At 73.8% G+C, this 23,901-nt stretch carries 26 protein-coding genes and 1 pseudogene; 11 read left to right on the top strand and 16 right to left on the bottom strand.

The annotated features are described in order from the left end of the window. Positions 1–9: 9 nt before the first annotated feature. Positions 10–756 (bottom strand): AraC family transcriptional regulator, encoded by a 747-nt coding sequence (locus IF19_RS0107010; RefSeq protein WP_030115549.1) that lies wholly within the window; start codon positions 754–756, stop codon positions 10–12. A gap of 54 nt (positions 757–810) precedes the next feature. Between IF19_RS0107010 and IF19_RS0107005 the strand changes: the two genes are divergently transcribed. Next, positions 811–2,007 (top strand): MFS transporter, encoded by a 1,197-nt coding sequence (locus IF19_RS0107005; RefSeq protein WP_030115548.1) that lies wholly within the window; start codon positions 811–813, stop codon positions 2,005–2,007. 33 nt (positions 2,008–2,040) lie between these two features. Next, complete coding sequence (locus IF19_RS0107000; protein WP_050493710.1) at positions 2,041–2,655, top strand: 3'-5' exonuclease; 615 nt, start codon at positions 2,041–2,043, stop codon at positions 2,653–2,655. A 136-nt stretch (positions 2,656–2,791) separates the two neighbouring features. On the opposite strand, the gene IF19_RS0106995 is transcribed toward IF19_RS0107000, so the two are convergent. Both IF19_RS0106995 and IF19_RS0106990 read right to left on the bottom strand, forming a co-directional pair. Beyond that, positions 2,792–3,013: a hypothetical protein gene (locus IF19_RS0106995; protein WP_136975131.1), complete on the bottom strand. Its 222-nt coding sequence runs from the start codon at positions 3,011–3,013 to the stop codon at positions 2,792–2,794. A gap of 128 nt (positions 3,014–3,141) precedes the next feature. Beyond that, positions 3,142–4,782 carry a penicillin-binding transpeptidase domain-containing protein gene (locus IF19_RS0106990; protein ID WP_030115545.1) on the bottom strand — a complete coding sequence of 547 codons (1,641 nt, stop codon included), beginning with the start codon at positions 4,780–4,782 and terminating at the stop codon, positions 3,142–3,144. Between the two features lie 643 nt (positions 4,783–5,425). On the opposite strand from IF19_RS0106990, the gene IF19_RS0106985 reads away from it, so the two are divergent. The 3 genes and pseudogenes from IF19_RS0106985 to IF19_RS1000000138125 all read left to right on the top strand — a co-directional run. Then, positions 5,426–6,025, top strand: a complete 600-nt coding sequence (locus IF19_RS0106985) for a DUF3592 domain-containing protein (protein ID WP_234313166.1) — start codon at positions 5,426–5,428, stop codon at positions 6,023–6,025. 193 nt (positions 6,026–6,218) lie between these two features. Next, entirely contained in the window at positions 6,219–6,374 is a 156-nt protein-coding gene (locus tag IF19_RS1000000136850) for a hypothetical protein (protein WP_093902362.1), read from the top strand. Positions 6,375–6,510: 136 nt separating this feature from the next. Further along, positions 6,511–6,621 (top strand): annotated as a pseudogene (locus IF19_RS1000000138125) (DNA-binding protein); the annotation flags it as partial. 48 nt (positions 6,622–6,669) lie between these two features. On the opposite strand, the gene IF19_RS0106970 reads toward IF19_RS1000000138125, so the two are convergent. Then, the gene (locus IF19_RS0106970) at positions 6,670–7,293 is read right to left on the bottom strand and encodes a hypothetical protein (RefSeq protein WP_030115543.1); all 624 of its coding nucleotides are present in this window, start codon (positions 7,291–7,293) and stop codon (positions 6,670–6,672) included. 66 nt (positions 7,294–7,359) lie between these two features. After that, entirely contained in the window at positions 7,360–9,129 is a 1,770-nt protein-coding gene (locus IF19_RS0106965; protein ID WP_030115542.1) for a dolichyl-phosphate-mannose--protein mannosyltransferase, read from the bottom strand. 53 nt (positions 9,130–9,182) lie between these two features. On the opposite strand from IF19_RS0106965, the gene rsmI reads away from it, so the two are divergent. Beyond that, positions 9,183–10,073, top strand: coding sequence for a 16S rRNA (cytidine(1402)-2'-O)-methyltransferase (gene rsmI / locus IF19_RS0106960; RefSeq protein WP_032747401.1), 891 nt, complete (start codon positions 9,183–9,185; stop codon positions 10,071–10,073). A gap of 77 nt (positions 10,074–10,150) precedes the next feature. On the opposite strand, the gene IF19_RS0106955 is transcribed toward rsmI, so the two are convergent. The 5 genes from IF19_RS0106955 to IF19_RS1000000137595 are packed head-to-tail and all read right to left on the bottom strand — an operon-like array spanning position 10,151 to position 14,102. After that, positions 10,151–11,269 carry a serine hydrolase domain-containing protein gene (locus IF19_RS0106955; protein ID WP_030115540.1) on the bottom strand — a complete coding sequence of 373 codons (1,119 nt, stop codon included), beginning with the start codon at positions 11,267–11,269 and terminating at the stop codon, positions 10,151–10,153. Then, complete coding sequence (locus tag IF19_RS0106950) at positions 11,266–12,195, bottom strand: DUF6895 family protein (protein WP_030192192.1); 930 nt, start codon at positions 12,193–12,195, stop codon at positions 11,266–11,268. The genes IF19_RS0106955 and IF19_RS0106950 overlap by 4 nt, the downstream gene beginning before the upstream one ends. Beyond that, positions 12,192–13,211 carry a DUF6895 family protein gene (locus IF19_RS0106945; RefSeq protein WP_030115537.1) on the bottom strand — a complete coding sequence of 340 codons (1,020 nt, stop codon included), beginning with the start codon at positions 13,209–13,211 and terminating at the stop codon, positions 12,192–12,194. The genes IF19_RS0106950 and IF19_RS0106945 overlap by 4 nt, the downstream gene beginning before the upstream one ends. Continuing rightward, positions 13,208–13,915: a hypothetical protein gene (locus tag IF19_RS0106940; RefSeq protein WP_030192190.1), complete on the bottom strand. Its 708-nt coding sequence runs from the start codon at positions 13,913–13,915 to the stop codon at positions 13,208–13,210. Before IF19_RS0106940 ends, IF19_RS0106945 begins: the two co-directional genes overlap by 4 nt. A gap of 10 nt (positions 13,916–13,925) precedes the next feature. After that, on the bottom strand, positions 13,926–14,102 hold the full coding sequence (locus tag IF19_RS1000000137595) for a hypothetical protein (RefSeq protein ID WP_093902358.1): 177 nt from the start codon (positions 14,100–14,102) through the stop codon (positions 13,926–13,928). 471 nt (positions 14,103–14,573) lie between these two features. On the opposite strand from IF19_RS1000000137595, the gene IF19_RS0106930 reads away from it, so the two are divergent. The 4 genes from IF19_RS0106930 (at position 14,574) to IF19_RS0106915 (ending at position 17,814) form a co-directional block, all read left to right on the top strand. Continuing rightward, positions 14,574–14,945 carry a hypothetical protein gene (locus tag IF19_RS0106930; protein WP_030115535.1) on the top strand — a complete coding sequence of 124 codons (372 nt, stop codon included), beginning with the start codon at positions 14,574–14,576 and terminating at the stop codon, positions 14,943–14,945. A 131-nt stretch (positions 14,946–15,076) separates the two neighbouring features. Beyond that, on the top strand, positions 15,077–15,943 hold the full coding sequence (locus IF19_RS0106925) for a TatD family hydrolase (RefSeq protein WP_030115534.1): 867 nt from the start codon (positions 15,077–15,079) through the stop codon (positions 15,941–15,943). A gap of 96 nt (positions 15,944–16,039) precedes the next feature. Further along, positions 16,040–16,912, top strand: coding sequence for a 16S rRNA (adenine(1518)-N(6)/adenine(1519)-N(6))-dimethyltransferase RsmA (rsmA, locus tag IF19_RS0106920; protein WP_030115533.1), 873 nt, complete (start codon positions 16,040–16,042; stop codon positions 16,910–16,912). Continuing rightward, on the top strand, positions 16,909–17,814 hold the full coding sequence (locus tag IF19_RS0106915) for a 4-(cytidine 5'-diphospho)-2-C-methyl-D-erythritol kinase (protein ID WP_030115532.1): 906 nt from the start codon (positions 16,909–16,911) through the stop codon (positions 17,812–17,814). The genes rsmA and IF19_RS0106915 overlap by 4 nt, the downstream gene beginning before the upstream one ends. Position 17,815: 1 nt before the next feature. On the opposite strand, the gene IF19_RS0106910 is transcribed toward IF19_RS0106915, so the two are convergent. Then, positions 17,816–18,559, bottom strand: coding sequence for a PASTA domain-containing protein (locus IF19_RS0106910; RefSeq protein ID WP_030115531.1), 744 nt, complete (start codon positions 18,557–18,559; stop codon positions 17,816–17,818). Positions 18,560–18,908: 349 nt separating this feature from the next. On the opposite strand from IF19_RS0106910, the gene IF19_RS0106905 reads away from it, so the two are divergent. Beyond that, positions 18,909–20,243, top strand: a complete 1,335-nt coding sequence (locus tag IF19_RS0106905; protein ID WP_030115530.1) for an acyltransferase family protein — start codon at positions 18,909–18,911, stop codon at positions 20,241–20,243. A 3-nt stretch (positions 20,244–20,246) separates the two neighbouring features. Here the strand turns inward: IF19_RS0106905 and IF19_RS0106900 are convergent, their stop codons facing one another. The 5 genes from IF19_RS0106900 to IF19_RS0106880 all read right to left on the bottom strand — a co-directional run bounded on the left by IF19_RS0106900 (position 20,247) and on the right by IF19_RS0106880 (position 23,818). Further along, complete coding sequence (locus tag IF19_RS0106900; RefSeq protein ID WP_030115529.1) at positions 20,247–20,507, bottom strand: Txe/YoeB family addiction module toxin; 261 nt, start codon at positions 20,505–20,507, stop codon at positions 20,247–20,249. Then, positions 20,504–20,755 (bottom strand): type II toxin-antitoxin system Phd/YefM family antitoxin, encoded by a 252-nt coding sequence (locus IF19_RS0106895; RefSeq protein ID WP_030115528.1) that lies wholly within the window; start codon positions 20,753–20,755, stop codon positions 20,504–20,506. The genes IF19_RS0106900 and IF19_RS0106895 overlap by 4 nt, the downstream gene beginning before the upstream one ends. Positions 20,756–20,839: 84 nt before the next feature. Further along, positions 20,840–21,904: a hypothetical protein gene (locus IF19_RS0106890; protein ID WP_030119739.1), complete on the bottom strand. Its 1,065-nt coding sequence runs from the start codon at positions 21,902–21,904 to the stop codon at positions 20,840–20,842. After that, positions 21,901–23,028, bottom strand: a complete 1,128-nt coding sequence (locus IF19_RS0106885; RefSeq protein ID WP_030115526.1) for a hypothetical protein — start codon at positions 23,026–23,028, stop codon at positions 21,901–21,903. Before IF19_RS0106885 ends, IF19_RS0106890 begins: the two co-directional genes overlap by 4 nt. A gap of 73 nt (positions 23,029–23,101) precedes the next feature. Beyond that, positions 23,102–23,818, bottom strand: coding sequence for a lipoprotein (locus IF19_RS0106880; RefSeq protein ID WP_030115525.1), 717 nt, complete (start codon positions 23,816–23,818; stop codon positions 23,102–23,104). Positions 23,819–23,901 lie beyond the last annotated feature (83 nt).

Genomic DNA, 23,901 nt, shown 5'->3' with positions numbered 1-23,901 from the left:
TACCGGCTCTCAGCGCGGGTCGTGCGAGCCCGGCGTGTGGCCGAACGTGCGGCGGAAGACCTCGATGAAGGCGCTGATTGACGACCAGCCGCACCGGTGCGCCACCGCCGTCACCGGCGTCCGGTCGGTCAGCAGCACCAGGGCGTGGTGGAGGCGGAGCTGCGTGCGCCACTGCGGGAACGTCATGCCGAGGTCGGCGCGGAACAGCCGGGACAGCGTCCGGTCGCTCGCCCCGACCTGGCGGCCGAGCGCGGCCAGCGTACGGCCGTCGGCGGGGTCGTCCCGCAGGATGTCGCACACCGCGCGCAGCAGGGGCGCGGTCGGCGTCGGCAGGTGCAGGGGCTGCTGGGCGGCGGAGGTCCGCAACTGGTCGAGGAGCACGGCCCGGAGGCGGGCGCGCTCCGGGCTGTCGCCGCCCCCGACGCCGGTGTAGGCGATGAGCAGTTCGCGCAGGAGCGGACCGACCGACAGCACGGTCGGCACGTCCAGGCCGAGCGGGTTCTCGGTGACCGGCAACCCCACCACGTGCAGGTCGAGTTCGCCGTGGGCCCGGTGCGCGTGCACCGTACCGGCGGGCACCCAGATCGCACGGGTGCCCGGGGCGACCCACGTCCCCGCGTCCGTCGTGACGGTCAGCACGCCGCGCCCCGCGTAGACGATCTGGTGGTCGTCGTGGCGGTGGGCGTCGATCGAGCCGCCGGGGGCGAGGCGTCGGGTGTGGGTCGGCGCCACGGGATCGTGGCGGGATTCCGTCATGACGTGGCAGGTTATCGAAAGCGCGACACGGTTCGCCGGCCGGAGCATGACGGCATGCGAAAGAACACCCCGATCGCCCTGCTGTCCGTGGGTCACGCCTGCGTCGACGTCTACCAGGGCGCCGTCGCGGCTCTGGTGCCGTACTTCATCGCCGAGCGCTCCTACTCCCTCGCCGTCGCCTCGGGCATCGTGCTGGCCGCCTCGCTGCTGTCGTCCGTCGCCCAGCCGGTGTTCGGCGCCCTCACCGACCGGTGGGCCATGCCGTGGCTGCTGCCGGTCAGCACCCTGCTCGGCGGTGTCGGCATCGCGCTGAGCGGGCTGAGCGGGTCCTACCCGCTCACGCTCGTCTTCGTCGCGCTGTCGGGCGTCGGGGTGGCCGCCTACCACCCCGAGTCCGCCCGCGTCGCCCGGATCGTGAGCCGGGGCAGCCACCGGGCGATGGGCTGGTTCTCCACCGGCGGCACGATCGGCTTCGCGCTGGCCCCGCTCATGGTCGCCGCGGGGATGTCCGGCGGAGGGCTGCGCCGGACCCCGCTGTTCGTCCTGCCGGCGCTGGCCGGCGCGGCGATGTGCCTGCCCGTCGTCCGCGTCCTCCAGGAGCGCCGGGCCGCCGCGGACCCGCGCCTGACGCTGCCGCCCGGCCGCGACGACATCCCCTCCTTCGTGAGGCTCTCGGTCGCCGTGGTCTTCCGGTCGATCGCGTTCATCGGCCTGAGCACCTTCATCTCCCTGTACGTGCGCCAGCGCCTGGACGGCGGCATGGCCGTCGGCACGGCGGCCCTCTTCGTGCTCTACCTCGGCAGCACGGTCGGCTCCGTGCTCGGCGGGTCGCTCGCCTCGCGCTGGGACCGCGTGGTGGTCGCCCGCTGGTCCTACCTGGTCACGGCCGCCGCCATCGCGGGCGTGCTGTGGGCGCCCGGGCCGGCGGTCTTCCTGTTCGTGGCGCTGACCTCGGCGGGCCTGTACGTACCGTTCTCGCTCCAGGTCACCCTCGGCCAGGACTACCTGCCCTCCCGGGTCGGCACCGCCAGCGGGATCACCCTCGGCCTGACCGTCAGCATCGGCGGCCTGGCCAGCCCCGCGATCGGCGCCCTCGCCGACGCCACGTCGCTGCGCACCGCATTGGCGCCCCTCGTGCTGATGCCGCTGCTGGGCTGGCTGCTCTTCCGCCGCCTGCCCGAACCGCGCGTGGACGGGCCGGCGTCCACCGCCACCGGTGCCGACGCCGGGAGTCCCGCGAAAACCCGGTGACCCCGGGGGACCGGCGCTTCTACGCTCACGTTCATGAACACGTACGGGGGCAGGGGCGAGGACGGCGGGGCGGGCGCCCGTCTGCTGAACGTGGTCGACGTCGAGGCGACCTGCTGGGACGGGCAGCCGCCGCCCGGCCAGGTCAGCGAGATCATCGAGATCGGCCTCACCGTCGTCGACCTCCGCGCGGGCGAACGGACGGCCCGGCACCGGCTGCTCGTGCGGCCCTCCCGCTCGACGGTCAGCCCGTTCTGCACGGAGCTGACCGGGCTGACGCAGGCGGAGGTGGACGGCGGTACGTCCTTCGCCGACGCCTGCCGGACGCTGGCCGCCCAACACCGTACGGGGCTGCTGCCGTGGGCGAGTTGGGGCGACTACGACCGCCGTCAGTTCACCCGCCAGTGCCGGGCGGCGGGCGTGGAGTACCCCTTCGGACAGCACCACACCAACGCCAAGATCGCCTTCACCGCCGCGTACGGGCTGCGCCGCCGCCCCGGCATGGCCCAGGCCCTGGAGCTGGCCGGCCTCCCGCTGGAGGGCCGCCACCACCGGGGCGACGACGACGCGTGGAACATCGCGGCGCTGGTGCTGGAGCTGGCGGGGCGGGGCGACTGGCCGGGGGCGCAGGGCGTGTCCGGCGGACCGTGACCGGGGCGCGGAGGGCGTGGGCAGCCGGCGGACCGTGACCGGGGCGCGGAGGACGCGGGCACGCGCAGGGGCCTCCGTGGGCACGCGCAGGGGCCTCCGGGCCGCTGACCCGTGGACCCCAGCCGCTCTCCGGCACCTATCCGAGGTCCGCCGCCGCCTCCCGGAAGCGGCGGACCGCCCGTTCCGCCCGGCCGCGCGCGGCGTCGCCCGCCTCCGCGTCCTCGGAGCCCGCCGACAGGTGGTCCGCCCACGCGCGCAGCGCCGTACGGGCGTCCGCGCGCAGGATCCCGACGCGTTCGGGGCAGACGGCGTACAGAGCCGCGCCCCACCGGCCGAGGGCGTCCACGTGCTCCGCCATCCGCCCCGTCCCCGCCGACCGCCCGGCCGCCACCGCCGCGCCTTCCACGCCCCCCGCGCCTTCCATCCATCACGGCCCCCAGCGGCGAGCGGCGCCTTCTCGTCACCCGCACCGTCACCCGGCCACGGTCATCCGCCCGAGCGCAGGACCTCCGCGACGACCGGCCCCGCCGCGTCGCCGCCGTGGCCGCCGGACTGGACGACCGCCGCCGCCGCGAGGTCGTTGCTGAAGCCGGTGAACCAGCTGTTGGAGACGTCCTGCCCGCCGACCTCGGCCGAACCGGTCTTCGCGCCCTTGTCGCCGCCCACCGAGGCCATCGCCTCGGCGCCCGTGCCCCAGGCGGCCGTGGCGCGCATCATCGTCTTGAGCTGCTGCGAGACGGAAGCGGGCAGCGACCGGGACGCCTGCGCCACCTCCCGGTCGTCCAGCGACTTCGGGACGATGACCGGCTGCTGGAAGGTCCCGGTCATGGCGGTCGCGGTGACGGACGCCATGTTGAGGACGTTCATCTGGACGGTGCCCTGGCCGATGTACTGGGCGGCCGCCTCGCCGCCCGCCTCCTGCGGAACGCTGCCGTCGAACGTCACGACGCCCGTCTGCCAGTCCAGCCCGATCCCGAAGACGTCTTCGGCGATCTTGGGGAGGGCCGCGTCGTCCTTCGTGTCGTCGATGAGCTTGATGAAGGCGGTGTTGCACGACTTGGCGAAGCTCTGGGTGAACGTACTGCCGTCCGGCAGCGCGAAGTCGTCCAGGTTGTGGAACGTACGGCCCTGCCACATCGCTTCCTTGGGGCACTCCACCGCCTTGTTCGCCGTGACGAGGCCCTTCTCCAGCAGCATGGCCGCCGTCATGATCTTCAGCGTCGAGCCGGGGGCCTGCTTGCCCTGGAGCGCCACGTTGAACTCGGACGCCGGGTTGTTGGCCACCGCGCGGATCGCTCCCGTGGACGGCTTCACCGCGACCACGGACGCCTGCGCGAACTTCTTCACCGCCCGCTCCGCCGCCGCCTGCGTGTTCGCGTCCAGCGTCGTCTGCACCTTGCCGGGCTTGCCCTTGGTCAGGGTCAGCAGAGTGGCGTCCGCCTGGGATCCGTCAGCGGCCTGGATCCAGGTCTCGATGCCCGCCGAACCACCCGACGTCGCGCCGTACTTCTCGCGCAGCGTGTCCAGGATCGGCCCCAGCGACGGGTACTTCTCCTTCGTCAGCACTGTCCCGTTGCGGTCCACGGCCTCGATCGCCGGCGTCGAGGACTCGCCCGTCTTCAGCGTCGCACCCTCCGTCAACTGCGGGTGCACGACGGTCGGTTCCCAGTCCACCAGGGCCTTGCCGGTCGTCAGCCCCCGGACGACGGTCAACTCCGAGGCGTACGACAGGGGCTTCGACTTCCCCTCGAACGTGACCGTGGCCTCGACCGTGTACGGCACCTTCGTGCCGACCGGCGGGGCGGGCGTGATCTTCACCTTGCCGATGTGGGCGTCCTCGCCGTACGAGGCGAGCACCGGCTCCGCACCCGCCTCGTTGTTGGTGAGCAGCGCCGCGCCCGACGCGTCCCCGGCCGCCCACGCGTCGAAGAAGCCCTTCGACGTCTCGGCGATCTCCTCCGCGCTCGGCGGCCCCGTCCTCACCTTCGACGACTCGGACGCGCTCCGCGTACCGCCGCCGTCCCCGCCGACCGTGTCCCCGAGCATGCTGTACGCCCCGTAGCCGATGCCTCCGGCCACCAGCACGAACGCACCGCCGACCACGGCGACCTTCGCTCCGCTCCGCATCCTGCAGCCCCCTCCCCAGGAGAGCCCCCTGAACATGTTCAGGGGGCAACTGTGAGGAACCCTAAGGTCTGTCGGCGAGGCGGGAGGGTGTTGTTACCGGACCGGAATGCTTGGCCGGAAAGCGCTCTCCGGGCCGGTCTGCCCGGTGTGGCGGAGAGCCGTTGCGGGAGGCTGGCCGGAAATGCGCGGGGAGCGAGCGGCGGGGGACGGGCGCGCATGGGCGTGCGCAGGGATATCTGGAGGGGGCCCGGACTTGGGGCGGGTATGTCGTCTCCCGTGAAGCGCCTGCCGACCGTGGCCTTCCGGGCGGGGGCCGGGGAAAGAAGCGGAACCGCCGCCCGGCCGGCACCGGGACGCTCAGCGTGACCGGAAAGCCCCGGTACCTTCTCCGCCCCGACCGCTTCCACCGACTCGGCCCCCGGGAGGCGGCGGACGGCCCACCCGGCAGCGCGACCGGCTGCGGCGGGAGCGGGAGGCGCGGCGCTGGGAGGCGGGCCGCGAGCCCGCCCGACGTACGCGAGGACGTCCCCCACGGGCGACCCATTGCCGACAGCAGGCAGTCGGAGCCGGGTCCGCTGTGCCGACTTGACCCCCTGAAATCGTCCCGGCGCCGGTCTAGCCTGCTCGGAGACGGGGAGGGGGGATGGGGTTGAACGGCACGGTGGGCGGGGGCGGCTCCGGAGCGCGTACGGGGTCGGGCGCGGTGGGCGGCCGGAGGAACGGGAGCGCGGGGAGCGCCGGGAACGCGAGTTGGAACGCAAGGAGCGCCGGGGCCGGCGGCTGGGGCGGTAGGGCGGGTGTCCACGAGACCGGTCAGCACCTGGGGCCGCGCGCCTCCCTGCTGATGTCGCTGGCGTTCGCCCTGCTGCTGGGCGCGCTGTCGGCGCTGGTGATGTTCCCGGCGGCCCAGCATCTGCGCTCGCTCCAGGACGGCGAACGGGCCCGGGCCACCCTGCACACCGCCGGTGCGTGCATGACCGGCCAGTGCAAGGTGACGTTCGAGGCGGACGGGCAGACCGTGGTGGCCGACCTCCCGGTGGGGAGCGGAGGCGGCAAGAGCTCCGTCGGCGCCGCCGTGGACGTCCGATACCAGGCGGACGACCCGCGAGTGGTCGCCCGTACCCAGGACACCGGGGGAGGCGGCGCGGCCCTGCTCGCCTGGCTGACGGCGGGGGCCGCCGTGTTCTTCCTGGCGCTGTCGGGGGCGGCGGCGATCTTCCTCGCACGGCAGCGGCGCACATGATCACGAAGGCGGCGAACAGAATTTCGATGAAGTGTGTATGTGATGTGTGTAAGTGCCGAGGGGTGGGGCACTAGGACGAACGCAACGAGTTCTGGTGGTGTTCCACCGCCGGAACCGATCGATCGGGTGCACCGCGACCGTTGCGAACTGTGGGTGTTCACGCACCTACTCGGACTCGGCGATGGGATTAGGCATGATTCTCCTTGGACTTCTTCTGCTCATCATTGGCATGCTCGTCGGCGTGCCGCTGCTGACTACGGTCGGCGGAATTCTCATCGTCGTCGGAGCGGTCCTGTGGATCCTCGGCGCGACCGGCCGCGCGGTCGGTGGGCGAAAGCATTACTTCTAGGCTGACCAGCAGCCTGCTCCAGCACCACATGCGGGTGGCCGCGACAAGACACCGTCGCGGCCACCCGCATGTGGTGTGTAACGGAAGACGCGTGTACGGAAGGCGCCGGGCGAGGACCGGATACGGCTGTACCCGGACGGTGGCGGAGGCCGCCCTGCGGCAGCAGCGCCCGGTGGTCTTGCTGACCTCGGACATCGACGACACGACCAAGCTGTGTGGTGACAGAGTGCGGCTGGTTGCCGTGTGAAGGGTGACGTGCTCGGTGCGTCGCCGCCTGCTCAGGGAGCAGCTCCTGTCAGCCGTCGAACCAGACGACCAGCCGGACGCCCTCCTCGCCGTGCAGGTTCGCCAGCGTCCGCATCACCGACCAGACCGCGCCCCATTCGCTGTCGGGCACGACGTCCTTCCGCCGCAGGCGGCCCACGCGGAAGAGGCGGTCGCCGTCCGGCCACTCGGTGTTCTCGGGGAACACGGTGCCCGCGGAGAGGATCTGCCGGGGACCCGTGAGGCCGGAGAGCTCCGCGAAGCGGGTGAGGTCGGTGTTTCGTCCGTGCATCGTCCAACTGCCGTCAGAACCCCGGCGGAACTCGTGGACACAGCCGTCGACCTCGTTCGACACCTCGTCCCCGTCGGCGGCCGTCAGCTCCGCCCAGGTGATCCAGGACTCCCCGTGCCGGTCATCACCCCAGGTCTCCAGGGTGGTGAGGACCTCCCTCGACGCGTCCCGCGGGATGCCTCGGTGGTCGGCGAGCGGGCGGAACGACACGGCGTCGCGGACACCGAACAACGAGCCGAAGGCGACGTAGTCGCGCCCGTTGTAGAGGTGCGAGAGATCGATGGCCCGGAACCACTCACGATCGTCCTCGTCGAGCCAGCGGTCCCAGCGGCACTCGATGAACCCGTGCATGTCCGTACCCATCCCGGCATTGTCCTCCGCCGGCCGGAGGCGGGCGACGGATTTACCGGCCGCCCGCCGTTCTCCCAGCTAGACCCACGTGTCCAGCCACATCCGGTCCCGCCACAAGTCCTCCGGGATCGAGGTCCCCGTGTACAGCGGCCAGAAGTAGATGAAGTTCCAGATGACCAGGAGCACCAGCACGCCCACCGTGATCGCGCCCAGGGTGCGGCGGCGTTCGCCGGTCGGGTCGTCCTTCGTGAGGCCCAGGTCGGCCCTGGCCCCCGTGCCCGCCGCCGGGCCGATGACCGCGCCCAGCATCATCGTGACCGCGAGGCAGAGGAACGGGACGAACACCACCGCGTAGAAGAGGAAGATCGTCCGCTCCTGGTAGAAGAACCAGGGCAGCCAGCCCGCCGCCACACCGCAGGCGATCGCGCCGGCCCGCCAGTCGCGGCGGAAGAACCAGCGCCACACCACGTACGCCAGGGCGAAGCACGCCAGCCACCACAGCAGCGGGGTGCCGATGGCCAGCACCTCGGAGGCGCACTTGCCCGTGGACGACTCCGGGCAGCCCGTCTGCTCCTCGTAGAAGTACGAGACGGGGCGGCCCAGCACCAGCCAGCTCCACGGGTTCGACTCGTAGGTGTGGCCGGAGGTCAGGCCGACGTGGAAGTCGTACACCTGGTTCTCGTAGTGCCACAGGCTGCGCAGCCAGTCCGGGAAGAGCCAGGACCAGGTGGAGCCCTTGCCCTCGGTGGCCGCCCAGTTCCGGTAGTAGCCCTTGTCCGTGACGATCCAGCCGGTCCACGAGACGAGGTACGTGACGATCGCGACCGGGACCGTGGAGACGAACGCGGGGATCAGGTCCCGGCGCAGCACCGCCCGGTACGGGTGGACCGCGCCCGCCGTGCGCCGCGCGCCCACGTCCCACACCACCGTCATCAGGCCGAACGCGGCCAGGACGTACAGGCCGTTCCACTTCGTGGCGAAGGCCAGGCCCAGCATCACGCCCGCCGCCAGCCGCCACGGCCGCCACCCCAGGCGCAAGGTTTCCGCTACCCGGGCGTCCGGGCGCAGCACCCCCTCCTCGTCCACCGGTAGCGCGGCGGCCAGCCGGCGGCGGGCGTGGTCCCGGTCCACCACCAGGCAGCCGAACGCGGCCAGCACGAAGAACATGACGATCAGGTCGAGCAGCGCGGTCCGGCTCATCACGAAGTGCAGGCCGTCCACCGCGAGCAGCAGCCCCGCGAGGCACCCCAGGAACGTGGAGCGGAACAGCCGCCGCCCGATCCGGCAGAGCAGCAGGACGGAGAGCGTGCCGAGCGCCGCGACCATGAACCGCCAGCCGAACGGCGTGAAGCCGAAGAGCTGTTCACCGAAGCCGATGATCCACTTCCCGACCGGCGGGTGGACCACGTAGCCCGGATCGGTCGGGATCGGCACCGAGGACGGGTCGTTCAGGATCTGCTTGTCGACGTCCTTGGGCCAGGCACCCTCGTACCCCTGGTTGACCAGCGCCCACGCGTCCTTGGCGTAGTACGTCTCGTCGAATATCACCGCGTGCGGCTTGCCCAGGTTCCAGAACCGCAGCAGCCCGGCGACCAGCGTGACCAGCAGCGGCCCGCCCCAGCCGGACCAGCGCACCAGCCGTTCGGCCACGCGCGGGGGGACCGCGAGCACCGACCACACCTGGCGGCCGGGCCGCGTGTACGGCGGGTCCAGCCTCGCGCGCAGGGGGGTCTCCGGGCGCGGGAGGTAGCCGAAGCGGCGCAGCCGCCGTTGCCAGGAGGTCGGCTGTTCGCCGAGCGGCTCCCCGGCGTCGTGGCCCCGCCGGGTCTCGGGTGCGGTACTCGTCACCGCGCCATCGTAGGGAACGCATCTGTGCGAAGGGCGCTGCCCGTGCTGCGAGGATGGCTGATGTGACTGGAACGACTGGAACGCTCGTGCTCGCAGGGACCCCCATCGGTGACGTGGCGGACGCCCCGCCGCGCCTCGCCGCCGAACTGGAGCGGGCCGACGTCGTCGCCGCCGAGGACACCCGGCGGCTGCGCAGGCTCACGCAGGCGCTCGGCGTCCACACCTCGGGGCGTGTCGTCTCCTACTTCGAGGGGAACGAGTCGGCCCGCACGCCGGAGCTGGTGGAGGCCCTGACCGGTGGCGCGCGCGTCCTGCTGGTCACCGACGCCGGGATGCCGTCCGTCTCCGATCCCGGCTACCGGCTCGTCGCCGCCGCCGTGGAGCAGGACATCCGGGTCACCGCCGTCCCCGGCCCGAGCGCCGTGCTCACCGCGCTCGCCCTGTCCGGGCTGCCCGTGGACCGCTTCTGCTTCGAGGGGTTCCTGCCGCGCAAGGCCGGTGAACGTCTCTCCCGGCTCCGCGAGAACACCGACGAGCGGCGCACGATGGTCTTCTTCGAGGCCCCGCACCGGCTGGACGACACCCTCGCCGCGATGGCCGAGGTGTTCGGCGCGGACCGTCGCGCCGCCGTGTGCCGGGAGCTGACCAAGACGTACGAGGAGGTCAAGCGCGGCCCGCTCGGCGAGCTGGCGGTATGGGCCGCGGACGGGGTGCGCGGCGAGATCACCGTGGTGGTGCAGGGCGCCCCCGACACCGGACCGCAGGAGCTGGACGCCGAGGAGCTGGTGAGGCGCGTACGGGTGAGGGAGGAGGCGGGGGAGCGGCGCAAGGAGGCCATCGCCGCCGTCGCCGCCGACGCCGGGCTGCCCAAGCGGGAGGTGTTCGACGCGGTGGTCGCCGCCAAGAACGCGGAGAAGGCCGAAGGGACGCGGAAGCAGCCGTAGCGGTCCGGTTGATCCGGGTTTGATCCGGTTGGTTCGGTTCGTCGGGGCAGGGGTGGCTGTCCGGTGGGCAGCAGGGGCTACGGCGTCTCCGTCAGCAGCCCGTACGCCGTCGCCACGAACGTGTCCGCCCGGTGCACCCGCCGCGTCGCCGTCGCCGCCACGGCGAGCCCGGTGTCCGGGCGGAACCCCAGGAACGCCTGCTGGCCGAGGGTCGCCCCGGCGTGGAAGAGGACCGGGCCGTACGGGGACGGGTGGTGGAACCACGTCAGCGTGTGGGTGTGCGTGTGCCGCAGACCGCGCCGCAGCACCGGACGCCGGACCTCCGCCAGCGCCGCCGCCAGCGTCGGATCGGTGAGCTCCGGACCGGTGAGCTCCGGGCCGGTGAGTCCCGGACCGGTGGACTCCGGACCGCCGAGTCCCGCACCCGCCGTGTGCGCCTCCAGGAACGTGAGCATGTCCAGCGGGGTCGCCCGCACCGCGCCCGCCGCCGTGAACCCCCCGGTGTCCAGCGCGGGCACCGGCGTCCCGTCCCGGCGGTGGCCCACCGCCTCCGTGCCCTCCGGGCCCGGCCGCACCCGGGTCGCGTCCAGGCGCAGCGGGGCCAGCACCTGTTGGTGCAGCAGCACCTCCCACGGTGTCCCGGTGGCCGCCGCCAGGGTGTGGCCGAGGACCGAGACGGCGAAGTTCGAGTAGTGCCAGCGGGTCCCGGGCCGGTGGCGCGGCCGGGCCCGCAGGAAGGCCCGGACCACGCGGTCGGCCGGGTAGCCGCCGTACGGGTCGGTCGACCAGCGGGGTACCGCCTGCGGGTAGAAGTCGGCGGGCAGCCCCGGCAGCCCCGAGGTGTGGGTGAGCAGATGGCGCAGGGTGATCCGGCGCACCGCCGGGTGCACCGGGAAGCCCGGGGCCAGCAGGTCCGCCGCCCGGTCCTCGTACCGGACCCGGCCCTGCGCCACGAGCCGGGCCAGCAGCAGCCCGGCGTACGGCTTCGACGCCGAGCCCAGTTCGTGGGCCAGCCGTTCGCGGGGGACCGGGCCGGGGGCGCCGTCGCCGCCGGTGTGCACGGTGCGCGCGCCGTTCCGGCTGAGCGCGAGCACCACGTCCGGGGCGTCGATCCGGCCGGCCGCCTCGGCCAGCAGGCGCGCGGTGGCCGGGTCCGCCGGGGCGGCGGACTCCGGGAGCGCCGTCGTGTCCGTCATGCCGGGGCCGGTGCGGCGCTGAGGTCGGACAGGGCGCGGGACATCGCGAGCGCCGAGGCGAACGCGGCGACCAGCGTCGGGTGGTAGACGAGGTCGAACACCGACTCCTCGTCCCCCTCCGGCATCCCCCCGACCACCGGCATCGCCCCGTCCGGCTCCTGCGCCTGCGCGAACCCCTGCCAGGCCGCCGCCTCCAGCGTCGGCTCCGGCAGGCACGCGTCCACGACCAGCAGCTCGCCCAGCAGGTCCCAGCGCTTCAGGTCCAGCCAGTCGTCCAGCCAGACCGGCAGCCACAGTGCCAGGTACTCCGCGATGTCCTCGGGCAGCCCGTCCGGCTTCTCGCCCCAGTCGGTGAGGTGGAAGACGGTGTGCGTGATGTCGTAGCCGATGTGGCCCTCGACCGTCCACGGCTCGGGCCGCCGCGCCAGCCAGGTGTGGGCCAGCGCCGCCGTCTCCGGAACGCTCGGCTCCACTCCGAACCGCCGCTCGATCGCGCTCAGCCCCAGCCGCCGCACCGGCAGCACCTCCAGCGCCGCCCAGCTCGCCAGACGGTGATTGAGCCGGATCGCGGACTCCAGCTCGGGCTGCCGGTACCCCAGCTCCCGGAACGGTACGTAGACCTCCAGCGGCACCGGCGAGAGCGGCTCGCGCCGCTGGCCGTCCAGCAGCCGCGCCCCGGAGTCCAGCAGCTCGTGCCAGGCGTGGTCGAGCAGCTTGCGGGCGAGGGAGGACTGCTGGGAGCCGGCCACGCCCTCGCGGAAGATGACCTTCCCGATCAGCGCCAGCTCGCCCAGCGGCTTGAACCGGTCCAGCACGCCCGCCTCCGGGGACGGGTCGGCCTCCAGCCGGAACCCCTCCCGGTGCTCGTACAGCCAGCCCAGGGCCTTGGCCCCGACGTCGTGGATCTGCTGGATGCCGCTGCTCATGCGGTGCGCCTTTCCCGGCCGGGCGGGGGCCCGTCCGTCTGCTCCGGCGGGCGCAGCGACCTCAGGGACAGGGCCGCCGCGAAGGCCGTGACGAGCGTGGAGTGGTAGCAGTCGATGAAGGGGTACGGGTCCGGCGCCGGGTCCTCGGCCGGTGCGCCGGTCTCCGGGACGCAGCCGGTCGGGTGCTGGACGCCCGCGAGCACCGGCCAGACCGCGTCCAGCAGTCCGGCGGGGGCGGGGCCAGGAAGGGAGGCCGCCACCGCGAGCAGCTCGCCGGTCAGGTCCCACTGGCCGCTCTCCAGGCAGCCGTCGGTCCAGGCGGGCAGCCAGGTCCGCAGATAGCCGTCGATCTTCTCCGGCACCCGGTCCGGCATCCGGCCCCAGTCGGTGAGGTGGAAGACGGTGTGGGTCAGCGCGTAGCCGGACGGGCCCTCGAACATCCACGGCTCCGAGAGACCGCCCAGCCAGGTCCGGGAGAGCACCGCGCCCGCGTCGGTGTGGGTGGGCGTGCCGACCCGCCGCTCGGAGTTGACCAGGCCGAGCTGGCGGTTGGCGTGCTGCTCGGTGTGGGCCCAGGCACGGGTCGCGGTGAGCGGGCGGGCCAGCGCCTCGAACCCCTCGTGGCGCAGCCCGTACCCGGCGAACGCGGCGTAGATCTCGTACGGGTACGCGGCGAACGGCTCGGCGCGCAGCAGCTCCAGCAGCAGCGCGCCCTCGCGCACCTGCTCCCAGGCGTACGCGACGAGGTCCCCGGCCACCTCGTGCTCCGGGGTGCCGGGGGCGGTGGTGCGCTGGATGGTGGAGCCGAGCTGGGCCAGCTCGCCCAGCGGCTTCAGCGTGCCGTTGACCTGGGTGTGGGGCTCCAGGACGTCGTCGGGGAGCGCGAAGCGGGCCCGGTGCGCGTCGGTCCAGCCGAGGGCGGCGCGCAGGACGCCGGGGAGGACGGCGAGCGCGGCCCCGGAGCCCGCGCCGGGACCGGGGCGCCCGCTCGGCTCCTGGGTCGCGGTCGTCGTCACCGTGCGCCCGCCCCGTCCATCAGCCGGGCGGCGCGGACGTGCAGGGCCACCCGGGGGTCGTGGCCGCCCATCTGCTCGACGAAGTCGAGGCCGCTGTCCAGGCCGAGGGTGGCCGGTGCGTCGCCGAGCGCGGCGAGCCAGCGGCCCGCGCCGGCCGCCTGGAGCCAGTCGCGCCGCCGCACCGCGCGGACGAAGCCGCGCGCCAGGTCGACGGTCCGGCCGGCCGCGGCCCGCTGGACGGCCGAGGGGGCGGCCGGGACGGCGAGCGGTGCGAGGACCGACAGCTGGTGGGTGAACGCCTGCCAGGGGGCTTCGACCAGCCAGGCGGCGTCGGGCTCCGCGTACGCGGTGGGGGCGGCCCCTCCCGGGGGCGGCGGGGCCATCCGCCGGAGCGTGGAGATCATGTGCCAGTGGCTCCACGCCGTGGCGGCGGGGGCGTCGGGCTTCGGCGGGAACTCCCGCACCGCCCGGTCGAGGACGGCGACGTCACCCGGGTGCGGATTCCGCCCGTACAGCACGCTCGGCAGCAGCAGGTCGGCCCCGATGACCCGTGCCGCCGCGATTCCGGTCCGATTCTCCTCGTCGATTCCCGCAGCGCCGCACACCGTGGCGAGGTGGTCCCCGCTCCGAAGAGCGAGGACCACCTCTGTTGCCAGGTCATGCACGGCGCCCGCGAGGGGCGACGACGCATGTGTCTGGTCCATGTTCCGACGTTCAGCCCTTCTTCGGGCGGGGGGTCGGGGGCGAGAGCAGAAGCGCGCCGCCGCCCGCGAGGAGCGCGAGGTACGCGCATTCACGGGAGTCGCGGTAGATGCCCTCGACCTCGCCCGGGTTGAGAGCCGCGTCCAGGTCGAGCTCGACGTCGGTGGCAGTGGTGTCCGTGGTGAACATGAGTTGTGCCCCGTCCTGTGGGAAATGGGGTGGACATAACGAGTGAAAAGGAGGAATGGGGGCGCCGCAAATCGGGCGGGACATCTGTGGAAATCACTCATTCAATTGAATGGTGAATTCTTGGGGTGCGGGTGGGGTGAAAGCCCGCAATAGCAAGGGAAAAGCGGGGGCGCACGGGGGTGGTGCGCAGGCGCATTCAGCTCGGTGCAGCGGCGCATTCGGGGGAGTGCGGCAGGAGGTCCGGGCGGCCGTCCGGGGATGGGGGTCACGCGCTGCCCACCCTCGGTCCTCGCCCGCGCCATGCGGCGGCAAAGGGCGGCCAAAGGAGTCCAAGAACGCATCAACAAAGCCTCTGAGCTGGTGCGTCCGTCCGGGGCCGGGTGTCCACTGGAAGGGACGGGTCACCCGGTCGGACCACCGGCCGGGACGCCCGCCCCCGGAGTGTGTGACCGGCGGCCAGGAGGAGCAGGCATGAGCGAGATCGCAGCCACCACCGTCCACGAGGCGTACGCCTTCGCCTGCATGAAGTGCGGGTACGGCTGGGAGCAGTCCTACGAGATAGAGCACCACGTCGACGTCCACGGCCACGCCTTCGTCGTCTACACGGCGGACGGCGAGCGCGTGCCGTCCCCGCTCTCCACGCCGACCTGCGCCAACTGCGGGGGACACGTGGTGCGCATCATGCGGGCGGGGCGGGTCGCCGGGGTGCAGGAGCTCCTGCGCAAGCAGCAGACGCCGCGCGCGGCGGAGGCCGCCGAGAAGAACCGGGCGGCTTCGTCCGCCGCCGTCCCGGACCGCCACTGGAAGCTGTCGGACCTGCTGCACCCCTTCCACCGCCGCTGACCCCCGGCCTCCACCGAGGTGCACGGTCCTTCCGGCGCGGGTGACGTGGGGTATCCCGCCGAGGAGGACGCACCGAAGTGGCTCCCCGGCCGACGGTCGTACGAGGGTGGGGCCCTCGTACGATCGTCGGCATGAGCCGTACCGAAGCCCCGCCGCTGCCCGAACCCCTGAGGGTCCCGGTCGCCGACTCCCACACCCACCTGGACATGCAGGACGCCACCGTCGAGGAGTCCCTCGCGCGGGCCGCCGCCGTCAACGTGACCGCGGTCGTCCAGGTCGGCTGCGACGTGGCCGGCTCCCGCTGGGCCGCCGAGACCGCGGCGGCCCACCCCGCCGTCCACGCCTCGGTGGCGCTGCACCCCAACGAGGCCCCGCGCATCGTCCACGGCGATCCGGACGGCACCGCGCGCCAGGGCGCCCGGGAGCCCGGCGGCAGGGCGGCACTGGACGAGGCGCTGGCGGAGATCGACGCGCTGGCCGCCCTCGACCACGTGCGGGGGGTCGGCGAGACGGGCCTGGACTTCTTCCGCACGGGGCCCGAGGGCGTCGCCGCCCAGGAGGAGTCCTTCCGGGCGCACATCGAGATCGCCAAGCGCCACGGCAAGGCGCTGGTCATCCACGACCGCGACGCGCACGCGGACGTCCTGCGGGTCCTGCGCGACGCGGGCGCGCCCGAGCGGACGGTGTTCCACTGCTACTCCGGCGACGCCGAGATGGCCCGGATCTGCGCGCAGGCCGGCTACTTCATGTCCTTCGCCGGCAACGTCACCTTCAAGAACGCCCAGCCGCTGCGGGACGCCCTCGCCGTCGCCCCCGCCGAGCTGGTCCTCGTCGAGACGGACGCCCCCTTCCTCACCCCCGCCCCGTACCGGGGCCGCCCCAACGCGCCGTACCTGATCCCGGTCACGCTCCGCGCTATGGCCGAGGTGAAGGGGATGGACGAGGACGCGCTGGCGACCGCCGTGTACGACAACACGGCCCGCGCCTTCGACTTCTGACCGGCGGGGCCGGCGGGCCCGGGGCGTACCCGGGCTCCCGGCGGTCCCGGAGCGTACGGGGGCGGGCCCGCGGCCCCGCCCCCGTACGCTTACCGGGTGAGCAGCACTGAGCCCGACGCCCTCCTGGGCCCCGCAGACATCCGCGACCTGGCCGCGACCCTGGGCGTACGCCCCACCAAGCAGCGCGGTCAGAACTTCGTCATCGACGCCAACACCGTCCGCCGCATCGTGCGCACGGCCGAGGTCCGCCCGGACGACACCGTCGTCGAGGTCGGCCCCGGGCTCGGCTCGCTGACCCTGGCGCTGCTGGAGGCGGCGGACCGGGTGACGGCCGTCGAGATCGACGACGTGCTCGCCGCCGCGCTGCCCGCCACCGTCCAGGCCCGGATGCCGGAGCGCGCCGACCGCTTCGCCCTCGTCCACTCGGACGCGATGCTGGTCACCGAGCTGCCCGGCCCCGCGCCCACCGCGCTCGTCGCCAACCTCCCGTACAACGTGGCCGTGCCCGTGCTGCTCACCATGCTGGAGCGCTTCCCCAGCATCGAGCGGACCCTCGTCATGGTGCAGTCCGAGGTCGCGGACCGGCTGGCCGCCCGCCCCGGCAACAAGGTCTACGGCGTGCCGTCGGTGAAGGCCAACTGGTACGCGGACGTCAAGCGCGCCGGAGCCATCGGCCGCACCGTCTTCTGGCCCGCCCCCAACGTAGACTCCGGCCTGGTCTCCCTGGTCCGGCGGGCCGAGCCCATCGCCACCAGCGCCTCCCGCGCCGAGGTCTTCGCGGTGGTGGACGCGGCCTTCGCCCAACGCCGCAAGACGCTGCGCGCCGCCCTGGCCGGCTGGGCCGGCTCCGCCCCCGCCGCCGAGGCCGCGCTCACCGCCGCCGGGATCTCCCCGCAGGCGCGCGGCGAGGCGCTGACGGTGGAGGAGTTCGCGGCGATCGCGGAGAACAAGCCGGAGGTGCCGGCATGAGCGCCGCCGTCACCGTCCGCGTCCCCGCCAAGGTCAACGTCCAGCTCGCCGTCGGCGCGGCCCGCCCCGACGGCTTCCACGACCTGGCCAACGTCTTCCTCGCCGTCGGCCTGTACGACGAGGTCACCGCCACCCCCGCCGACGCGCTGCGCGTCACCTGCTCGGGACCGGACGCCGCCCAGGTGCCGCTGGACACCACCAACCTCGCCGCCCGCGCCGCGCTCGCCCTGGCCGAGCGGTACGGCGTCGACCCCGCCGTCCACCTGCACATCGCGAAGGACATCCCGGTCGCGGGCGGCATGGCCGGCGGCAGCGCCGACGGCGCCGCCGCCCTGGTCGCCTGCGACGCCCTGTGGGGGACCGGCGCGAGCCGCGACGAACTCCTCGCCATCTGCGCCGAGCTGGGCAGCGACGTGCCGTTCAGCCTGGTCGGTGGGGCCGCGCTCGGCACCGGACGCGGCGAGAAGCTGACCCCGATCGAGGTCGGCGGCGTCTTCCACTGGGTCTTCGCGGTGGCCGACGGCGGACTCTCGACCCCCGCCGTCTACGGGGAGTTCGACCGGCTCACCGCCGGTACCGAGGTCCCCGAGCCGGCCGCGTCCCCCGCCCTGCTCGCCGCCCTGCGCTCGGGCGACCCGGACGCGCTCGCGGCCGCCCTGGGCAACGACCTCCAGCCCGCCGCGCTCTCCCTGCGCCCCTCTCTCGCGGACACGCTGGCGGCCGGCACGGCGGCGGGGGCCCTGGCCGCCCTGGTCTCCGGCTCCGGGCCGACCACGGCGTTCCTGGTCCCGGACGAGGAGACGGCCCGGAAGACGGCCGACGCGCTGCTGGCCTCCGGGACCTGCCGCGACGCCCGCGTGGCCGTATCGCCCGCGCCGGGCGCCACGGTGGCCGGCCGGTGAGTCACTGCCAGCGGTACGGCCTGACGCTCGGGTCGTAGGAGCAGGTGACCATCGTCCTGTTCGTGGCCATGAGCGTGCGGCCGCGGTCGGCCTTCGGGCAGAACTGGCCGTCGACGACGGGGTGCCCGTTGGACGTGCAGGCGTAGCCCGGCTTGCCGTCGGAACAGGTGGTCATCGAGCCGCCCGCGGGCTTCGGCCGCACCTTCGTGGGGGCCGGGGCGGGAGCGTGGGTGACGGGGGGCTTCGGCTTCGGGGCGGCCGTTCTGGGCGGGACGTAGGCCGGGTCGTTCTTCTGGTGCAGGTAGCCGTGGAAGCTGGTCGTGCAGTCGCTGAAGTCCTCCGCGAGCTTGACGGTGACCGTGGCGTCGGCGGCGAGCCGTGTGCCGTGCCCGGGGCTGGTGTCGCAGATGTACCAGTCGTCGTGGTCCCGGGGGAGGGTGACGTCCTTGTGCTGGGCGGCCGCCGTCAGGCGTGCGGTGGGTATGTCCCGGCGGTCCAACTCCGCCCGCGCCTGCTCGTAGGTCCGGCTGTGCAGGGCGGGCACGACGGGGTCGGGCGTGGGGATCACGGTCGGCGTCGGTGACGGCGTGGGCGTCGGTGACGGCGTGGGGGTGGCGGAGGCGGTGGGTGTGGCGACAGGCGTGGCCGTCCGGCCGGCGGCGTCGTTCTGGGCGCCGCCCTCGCACCCTGCCAGGGCGAGCACGCCGAGCAGGACGACAGGGGCGAAGTGGCGAGGAATCCGCACGGTGTGGGTACTCCGGTTCTGGGAACGGCGGGCGCCGCGGCGGATCGCCGAGGGGCAGCCGGTGTGCCTCCCCGCGAGTCGCGACGCCGGACCGCACGGAGAGAAGCCCCCCGGCCGACCTGCGCTGTTTCCCCCGAAGAGCAGATGGTGTGCTTGTTTTACTCGGCAATGACCGGGCTGTCCAGGTCTACTCCGCGGTAGGTGATTCCGGCGCTTTGCGCACGCGCCCCCCGCCCCGCCCCGCCCCGGAGCCTTCTCCCGCGTCCCGCCCGCCGACTCGGCTACTCAGGAACGGAATTGAGTACGCGCGCCCTGCCGCGCCCCACCCGGCCCGCGCGATCGTACGTTCATGGGATCACGTGTTCGCGAACTGGCCGGGGCGACGCCCGCCACCCGGGACCGCTACGTCGACCTCCTCCGGGTCGCCTCGCTCGCCGCGGTGGTGCTCGGCCACTGGCTGATGGCCGCCGTCACCCCGGACGGCGTCGGCAACCTGCTCGCCGTCGTCCCCGCCCTCCAGCCGCTGACCTGGCTGCTCCAGGTCATGCCGGTCTTCTTCTTCGTCGGCGGCTTCTCCCACGCGCTGTCCTACCGCTCCCTGCTCCGCAAGCGCCCCGGCGGGTCCGATGACTCCGTCTACTCCGCGTTCCTGCGCGCCCGCCTCCAGCGGCTGCTGCGCCCGACCACGGTCTTCGTCCTCGTCTGGGGCGCGGCGGCACTGTTCGTCCAACTCCTCGGCGGAGGCGGCGGACTCACCGGCGTCACCCTGCGCATGGTGACCCAGCCGCTGTGGTTCATCGGGATCTACCTGGCGATGGTCGCGTTCACCCCGCCGCTGCTGAGGCTGCACGAGCGGTACGGCTGGGGCGCCTTCGCCGCCCTGGCCGGCGCGGCGGCCGCGGTGGACGTCCTGCGGTTCGCGGCCGGCGTCCCGTACGTCGAGTTCCTCAACTTCGCCTTCGTCTGGCTGGCCGTCCACCAGCTCGGCTTCCTCCGCGCCGACGGCCGCGTCCGCCGCCCCGCGCTCCTGGCCGGGGCGGGCCTGGCCGCCGCCTGCGCGCTGGTCGCGTTCGGACCGTATCCGCTGTCCATGGTCGGGATGCCCGGCGAGAAGGTCAGCAACATGGCCCCGCCCACCCTCGCCCTGCTCGCCCACGGCCTCTGGCTCGTCGGCGCGGTCGAACTGCTCCGCGCCCCGGCCGCCCGCCTGCTGGAACGGCCCCGCGTCTGGCGCACGGTGGTGGCGGCCAACGGGGTGGCGATGACCGCCTTCCTCTGGCACCTCACCGCGATGTTCGGGGTGTACGGGGCGCTCCTCGCCCTCGACGTGCCGCTGCCCGCACCCGCCTCGGCCGCCTGGTGGGCCCAGGTCCCGGTGCGGATCGCCTGCGCGGCGGCCCTCACCGCCGCCCTCGTCGCCGCCTTCCGCACCTTCGAACGCCCCGCCGCCCCCAAGGCCCCCGGACATCCGACGGCCTCCGGAGGCGGCCCGCTCGCGGCCCTCGGCGCGACGCTCTGCCTGCTCGGCGTGCTGGGCCTGTCCATGGTCGGCTTCAACGGCCTGCTGGACGGCCGCACGGCCCTGCTGATCGCGATCCCGGTCAGCGCCCCGGCCGCCGTCGCGATGACGCTGGGCGGCTGGCTGCTGGTGGAACGGGCGGGGAGGGGCCGGGGCGCGCGGTAGGCGTCAGCGTCCGTAGTGGTAACGGCAGGCCGCGACGCGCACCTCGTCGTCCGCCACCTTGTAGATGAGCCGGTGTTCGTCGGTGATGCGCCGCGACCAGTATCCGTGGAAGCCGTGCTTCAAGGGTTCCGGCTTGCCCATCCCCTCGTTGCCGTTCCGGGCGATGTCCTGGAGCAGCGCGTTGATCCGCTTGAGGATCTTGCGGTCCTGGTTCTGCCACCAGACGTAGTCGTCCCAGGACGACTGGTCCCATACGAACTTCACTCCGCGAGCTCCCGCACGGTGCCGCCGCCGTTCTCCAGGCGGTCGATCGAGGCCAGCAGGCGGCGTGCGTTCTCGGGGCTCCTGAGCTGGTACGCGGTCTCCTTCAGGGACTCGTATTCGTCGAGCGCCACTATCACCACGGGTTCGTGTCCGGCGCGCGTGACGACGACCTCCTCGCGATCGTCGACGACCGAGCTCAGAGTCTCGGCGTACTTCGCGCGGGACTCGGTGTAGGTCATCGTGCGCATGACTGCCTCCCGGAATGTACAGCTTCTTGTACGTACGGGAAAGCGTACAGAGCCTCAAGGCCGGCAGCAACGGGCAATCCGGACCTACACCCCTTCCACCGCCCCGCAGCCGTGCTTCTTCGCCGAGCGCTCCGCGAAGCGCTGGAGCGCCGCCCGCAGCCCCTCGTGGTCCACGTCCGGAGCCGCGCTCTTCGGGTCGTCCTCGTCGTGGAGGGTCTCCACCTGGAACAGGGCGGTCCCGGCCGCGCCCGGGCAGCGGGCGGTCAGTTCGTAGGCGCCCGCCCTGCGGGGGGAGTGGTCGTCCGAGCGGTGGTCCAGCCGGCGGCGGGCCTCCCGGGCGGACGGCCCGTAGGACGCGGTGAAGCCGTACAGGAACGTACCGCTCCGGCCGCCCAGGGCGCAGTTCTCCAGGGGGGCCGGGTCCCGCGTGATCTCCCGCGCCGTGTGCACGCCCCACCGGGCGGCGGTCCTGGCGTCCACCACGCCCGCGCAGCTCCCCGTGGCATCGGCGACGGGCTTGTAGTCCCGGAGGGTCGTCGTGACGCCGACGCCCTCCACCCGTCCGCCGGTCCGGGCCGCGCAACCGGTGCGCCGGGCGTACGCCGAGGCCGTCTCCGTGAGGACCGCGACGAGCCGCTCCCGCGCGACCGGGTCGTCGAAACCGCCCCGGCCGAGGTCGGCGTCCGCCGTGGTCACCTGCCCGCGGCCGGACCGCTCGTCGCAGCTCAGCATCAGGACGGCCCGCGCCTCGTCGCGGTCCTCGCCGTCCGGATCGAACCTGAACGAACCGGTCCAACCGTGCCCGAGGGGTGCGTCGAATCCGCCGGTGTCCTCCAGACCCGGCAGGTGCTCCGTCCTCCCGGTCCACAGCACCAGACCGGCGTCCACGTCGTCGTCCGACGCGCTGACCGTGCAGTGCCCCCGGTCGCCCCAGCCGCTCGACGAGGCGAGGGAGGCGCCGTCGAACAGCTCCCGCACCGCCCCGGCCGCCAGGTCGCCGTCGCAGGCCGAGTCCAGCGCCCGGTCGTCGCGCCAGGAGTCGTAGCCGCCGGTGACCTGGAAGAGCCCTCCCGCCAGCAGGGCCGCGGCCACGGTCCAGGCCGCCGTGCGGCGCACCCACCGCCTGCGCCGGAACGGGACGTCGCTCACTTCCACACCTTTCCGAGGACCTTCACCGCACGGCAGCCGGACGAGGTCAGATACGCGTCGAGGATCCGGTCGGCCCGGTCGGCGGCGAGGGCGGACCCGGCCGTCTCCACCGCCACCCGGCTCAGCGTCCGGGCCCCCGAGCACGAGGACTCGGCCCAGACGGCCAGCGTGTACGACTTCTCGCCGCCCTCCGGCTCCGGGGCCCGGGACAGGGCGGCCAGCTCCGCCCCGTACGCCGTGCGCGCCTCGGGCAGCAGGCGGCCCCGCCAGCTCACCGACGACACCGAGGCAAAGTGGTCCAGCCGGTTCGCCGGCTTCACCCGCGTGACGCGTACGGAGCAGGCGTCCACCTCGTCGTGCGTGACGCCGTCGGGGTCGGGGTCCCCGCCGTCGAGCATCCCCGGCCGGAACCAGCGGCAGGACGGCGGGACCTCCTCGGACTCCTCGTACGGATCCTCGGCGGGCCCCGGCGCCGGCGGCCGCACGTCCGAGGGCTCCACCACCCGGCCCCCGCAACCGCCCCGGACCCGTACGTGGTCGGCGGCGGCCGCCACCACTTCGCTCAGCTCCTCCGCAGCCCCGGCGACCTCCGCCCCGTCGGCGGACAGCGAGGCGTGGACGCGGAAGCGGGTCACCGGCCGGGGGTAGCCGGCCAGGCCGTCCGGGCAGTCGGCGGTGACCTGGGTGGTGGCGCGGAGGTGCTCGGTGGCCCAGCGCGGCTCCTTCACGGTCCTCGTCGCGAGGACGTCCTTCAGCCGTACGCCCGACAGCGGAACGTCCAGCACCGGCACCGCCGCGAGCCGGAGATCCCCGTACCCGCCGCCCCAGAACTCGTCCCACCCCACCGAGCACCGCAGCAGGGTGCGCGGCCCGCGCCCCGACGGCCCGGTCAGGTCCAGGTCGTCGCGCAGCTCCCAGGTCTCGTCCCCGGGCAGCAGACCACGCACCGCCTCGCGCGGCAGGACACCCCCGCAGGCCGTCTCCAGCACCTCGGCGTTGCGGGCGTCGCGCCGCTCGGACCGTACGAGGAGGAAGCCGGCCGCCAGCGCCGCGGCGAGCACGGCCGCCGCGGCCTTCGGCAGCCACCGGTGCCGGGTGAACCGTTCCCATGCCGCTGCCGCCACGCCGCCCCCCGGTGCCGTCGAACCGTCGGCGCACGTTACCGCAGGGCCGCCGGCACCCGGTCGGGCAGCCGGGTCAGCCGAGCTTCAGGGACCGCTTCGCCAGCTCGTACGCGGGCAGCATCGCGGTGTGCTCCGCGGTGTCCATCCCGCCGAGGTGCACCACCACCGGCCCGTCGGGCGTCGAGACGGCGAAGGCACGCTGCCGCTTCTCCTCCTCCAGGAGTTCGCTGTACACGGTGTACTCCACCTCGGCGGCCGGGAGCCCACCGGCCTCCACCCGCGTGTACGTGGCCTTCTTGGCCTCCGGGTCGTCCGCCGTGAACGCCTTCAGCACCGCGCCGGGGTCGTCACGGTCGGAGGCGTCTCCCCGCCAGACCCGGAGGAAGCCGATGTTCCCCGCCGGCTTGGCGTCGATCTCGCACGCCATCCGCACGGTGCCCTGTTCGGTCAGGTCGGTCAGCGCCTCCGCCAAGGGGTTCTCCTCGTCGGCCGGCTCCACCTCGATCTTCTTCGGCTTCCACGCGGCGGCGAGGTCGAAGGACACCGGCAGTTCGCACGCCGAACCGGCGCCCCCGAGCCGCCCGCCCTTCTCCGCCACGGCCTTCGCCGCCCCGGCGCCGTCCGCCCCGTCCTTCCGCGCCGCCTTCGCGGGCGCGCCGCTCGCCGACGGCCCGGCCGACGCCCCGCCGCCGGCCCCCGCCCCGCCCGGCGACGAGGAACAGCCGGCCAGCGTCACCGCCGCCACGGCCGCCGCCACCGCGACCCGTCTCCGTGCCGTGCCACGCGTCATCACCATGAAGTCCCCACCCCGGAAGTGCTCGAATCCCCTCCGACCTGGGGCTTCTCCCCGAGGCCGATCGCGGCACGCTACCG

Origin of the sequence: Streptomyces californicus (genome assembly GCF_000717645.1) — a bacterium.
GTDB lineage: Bacteria > Actinomycetota > Actinomycetes > Streptomycetales > Streptomycetaceae > Streptomyces > Streptomyces californicus.
Note: the sequence above shows the minus strand (reverse complement) of the source record. Positions and strands in the feature narration are given on the sequence as shown.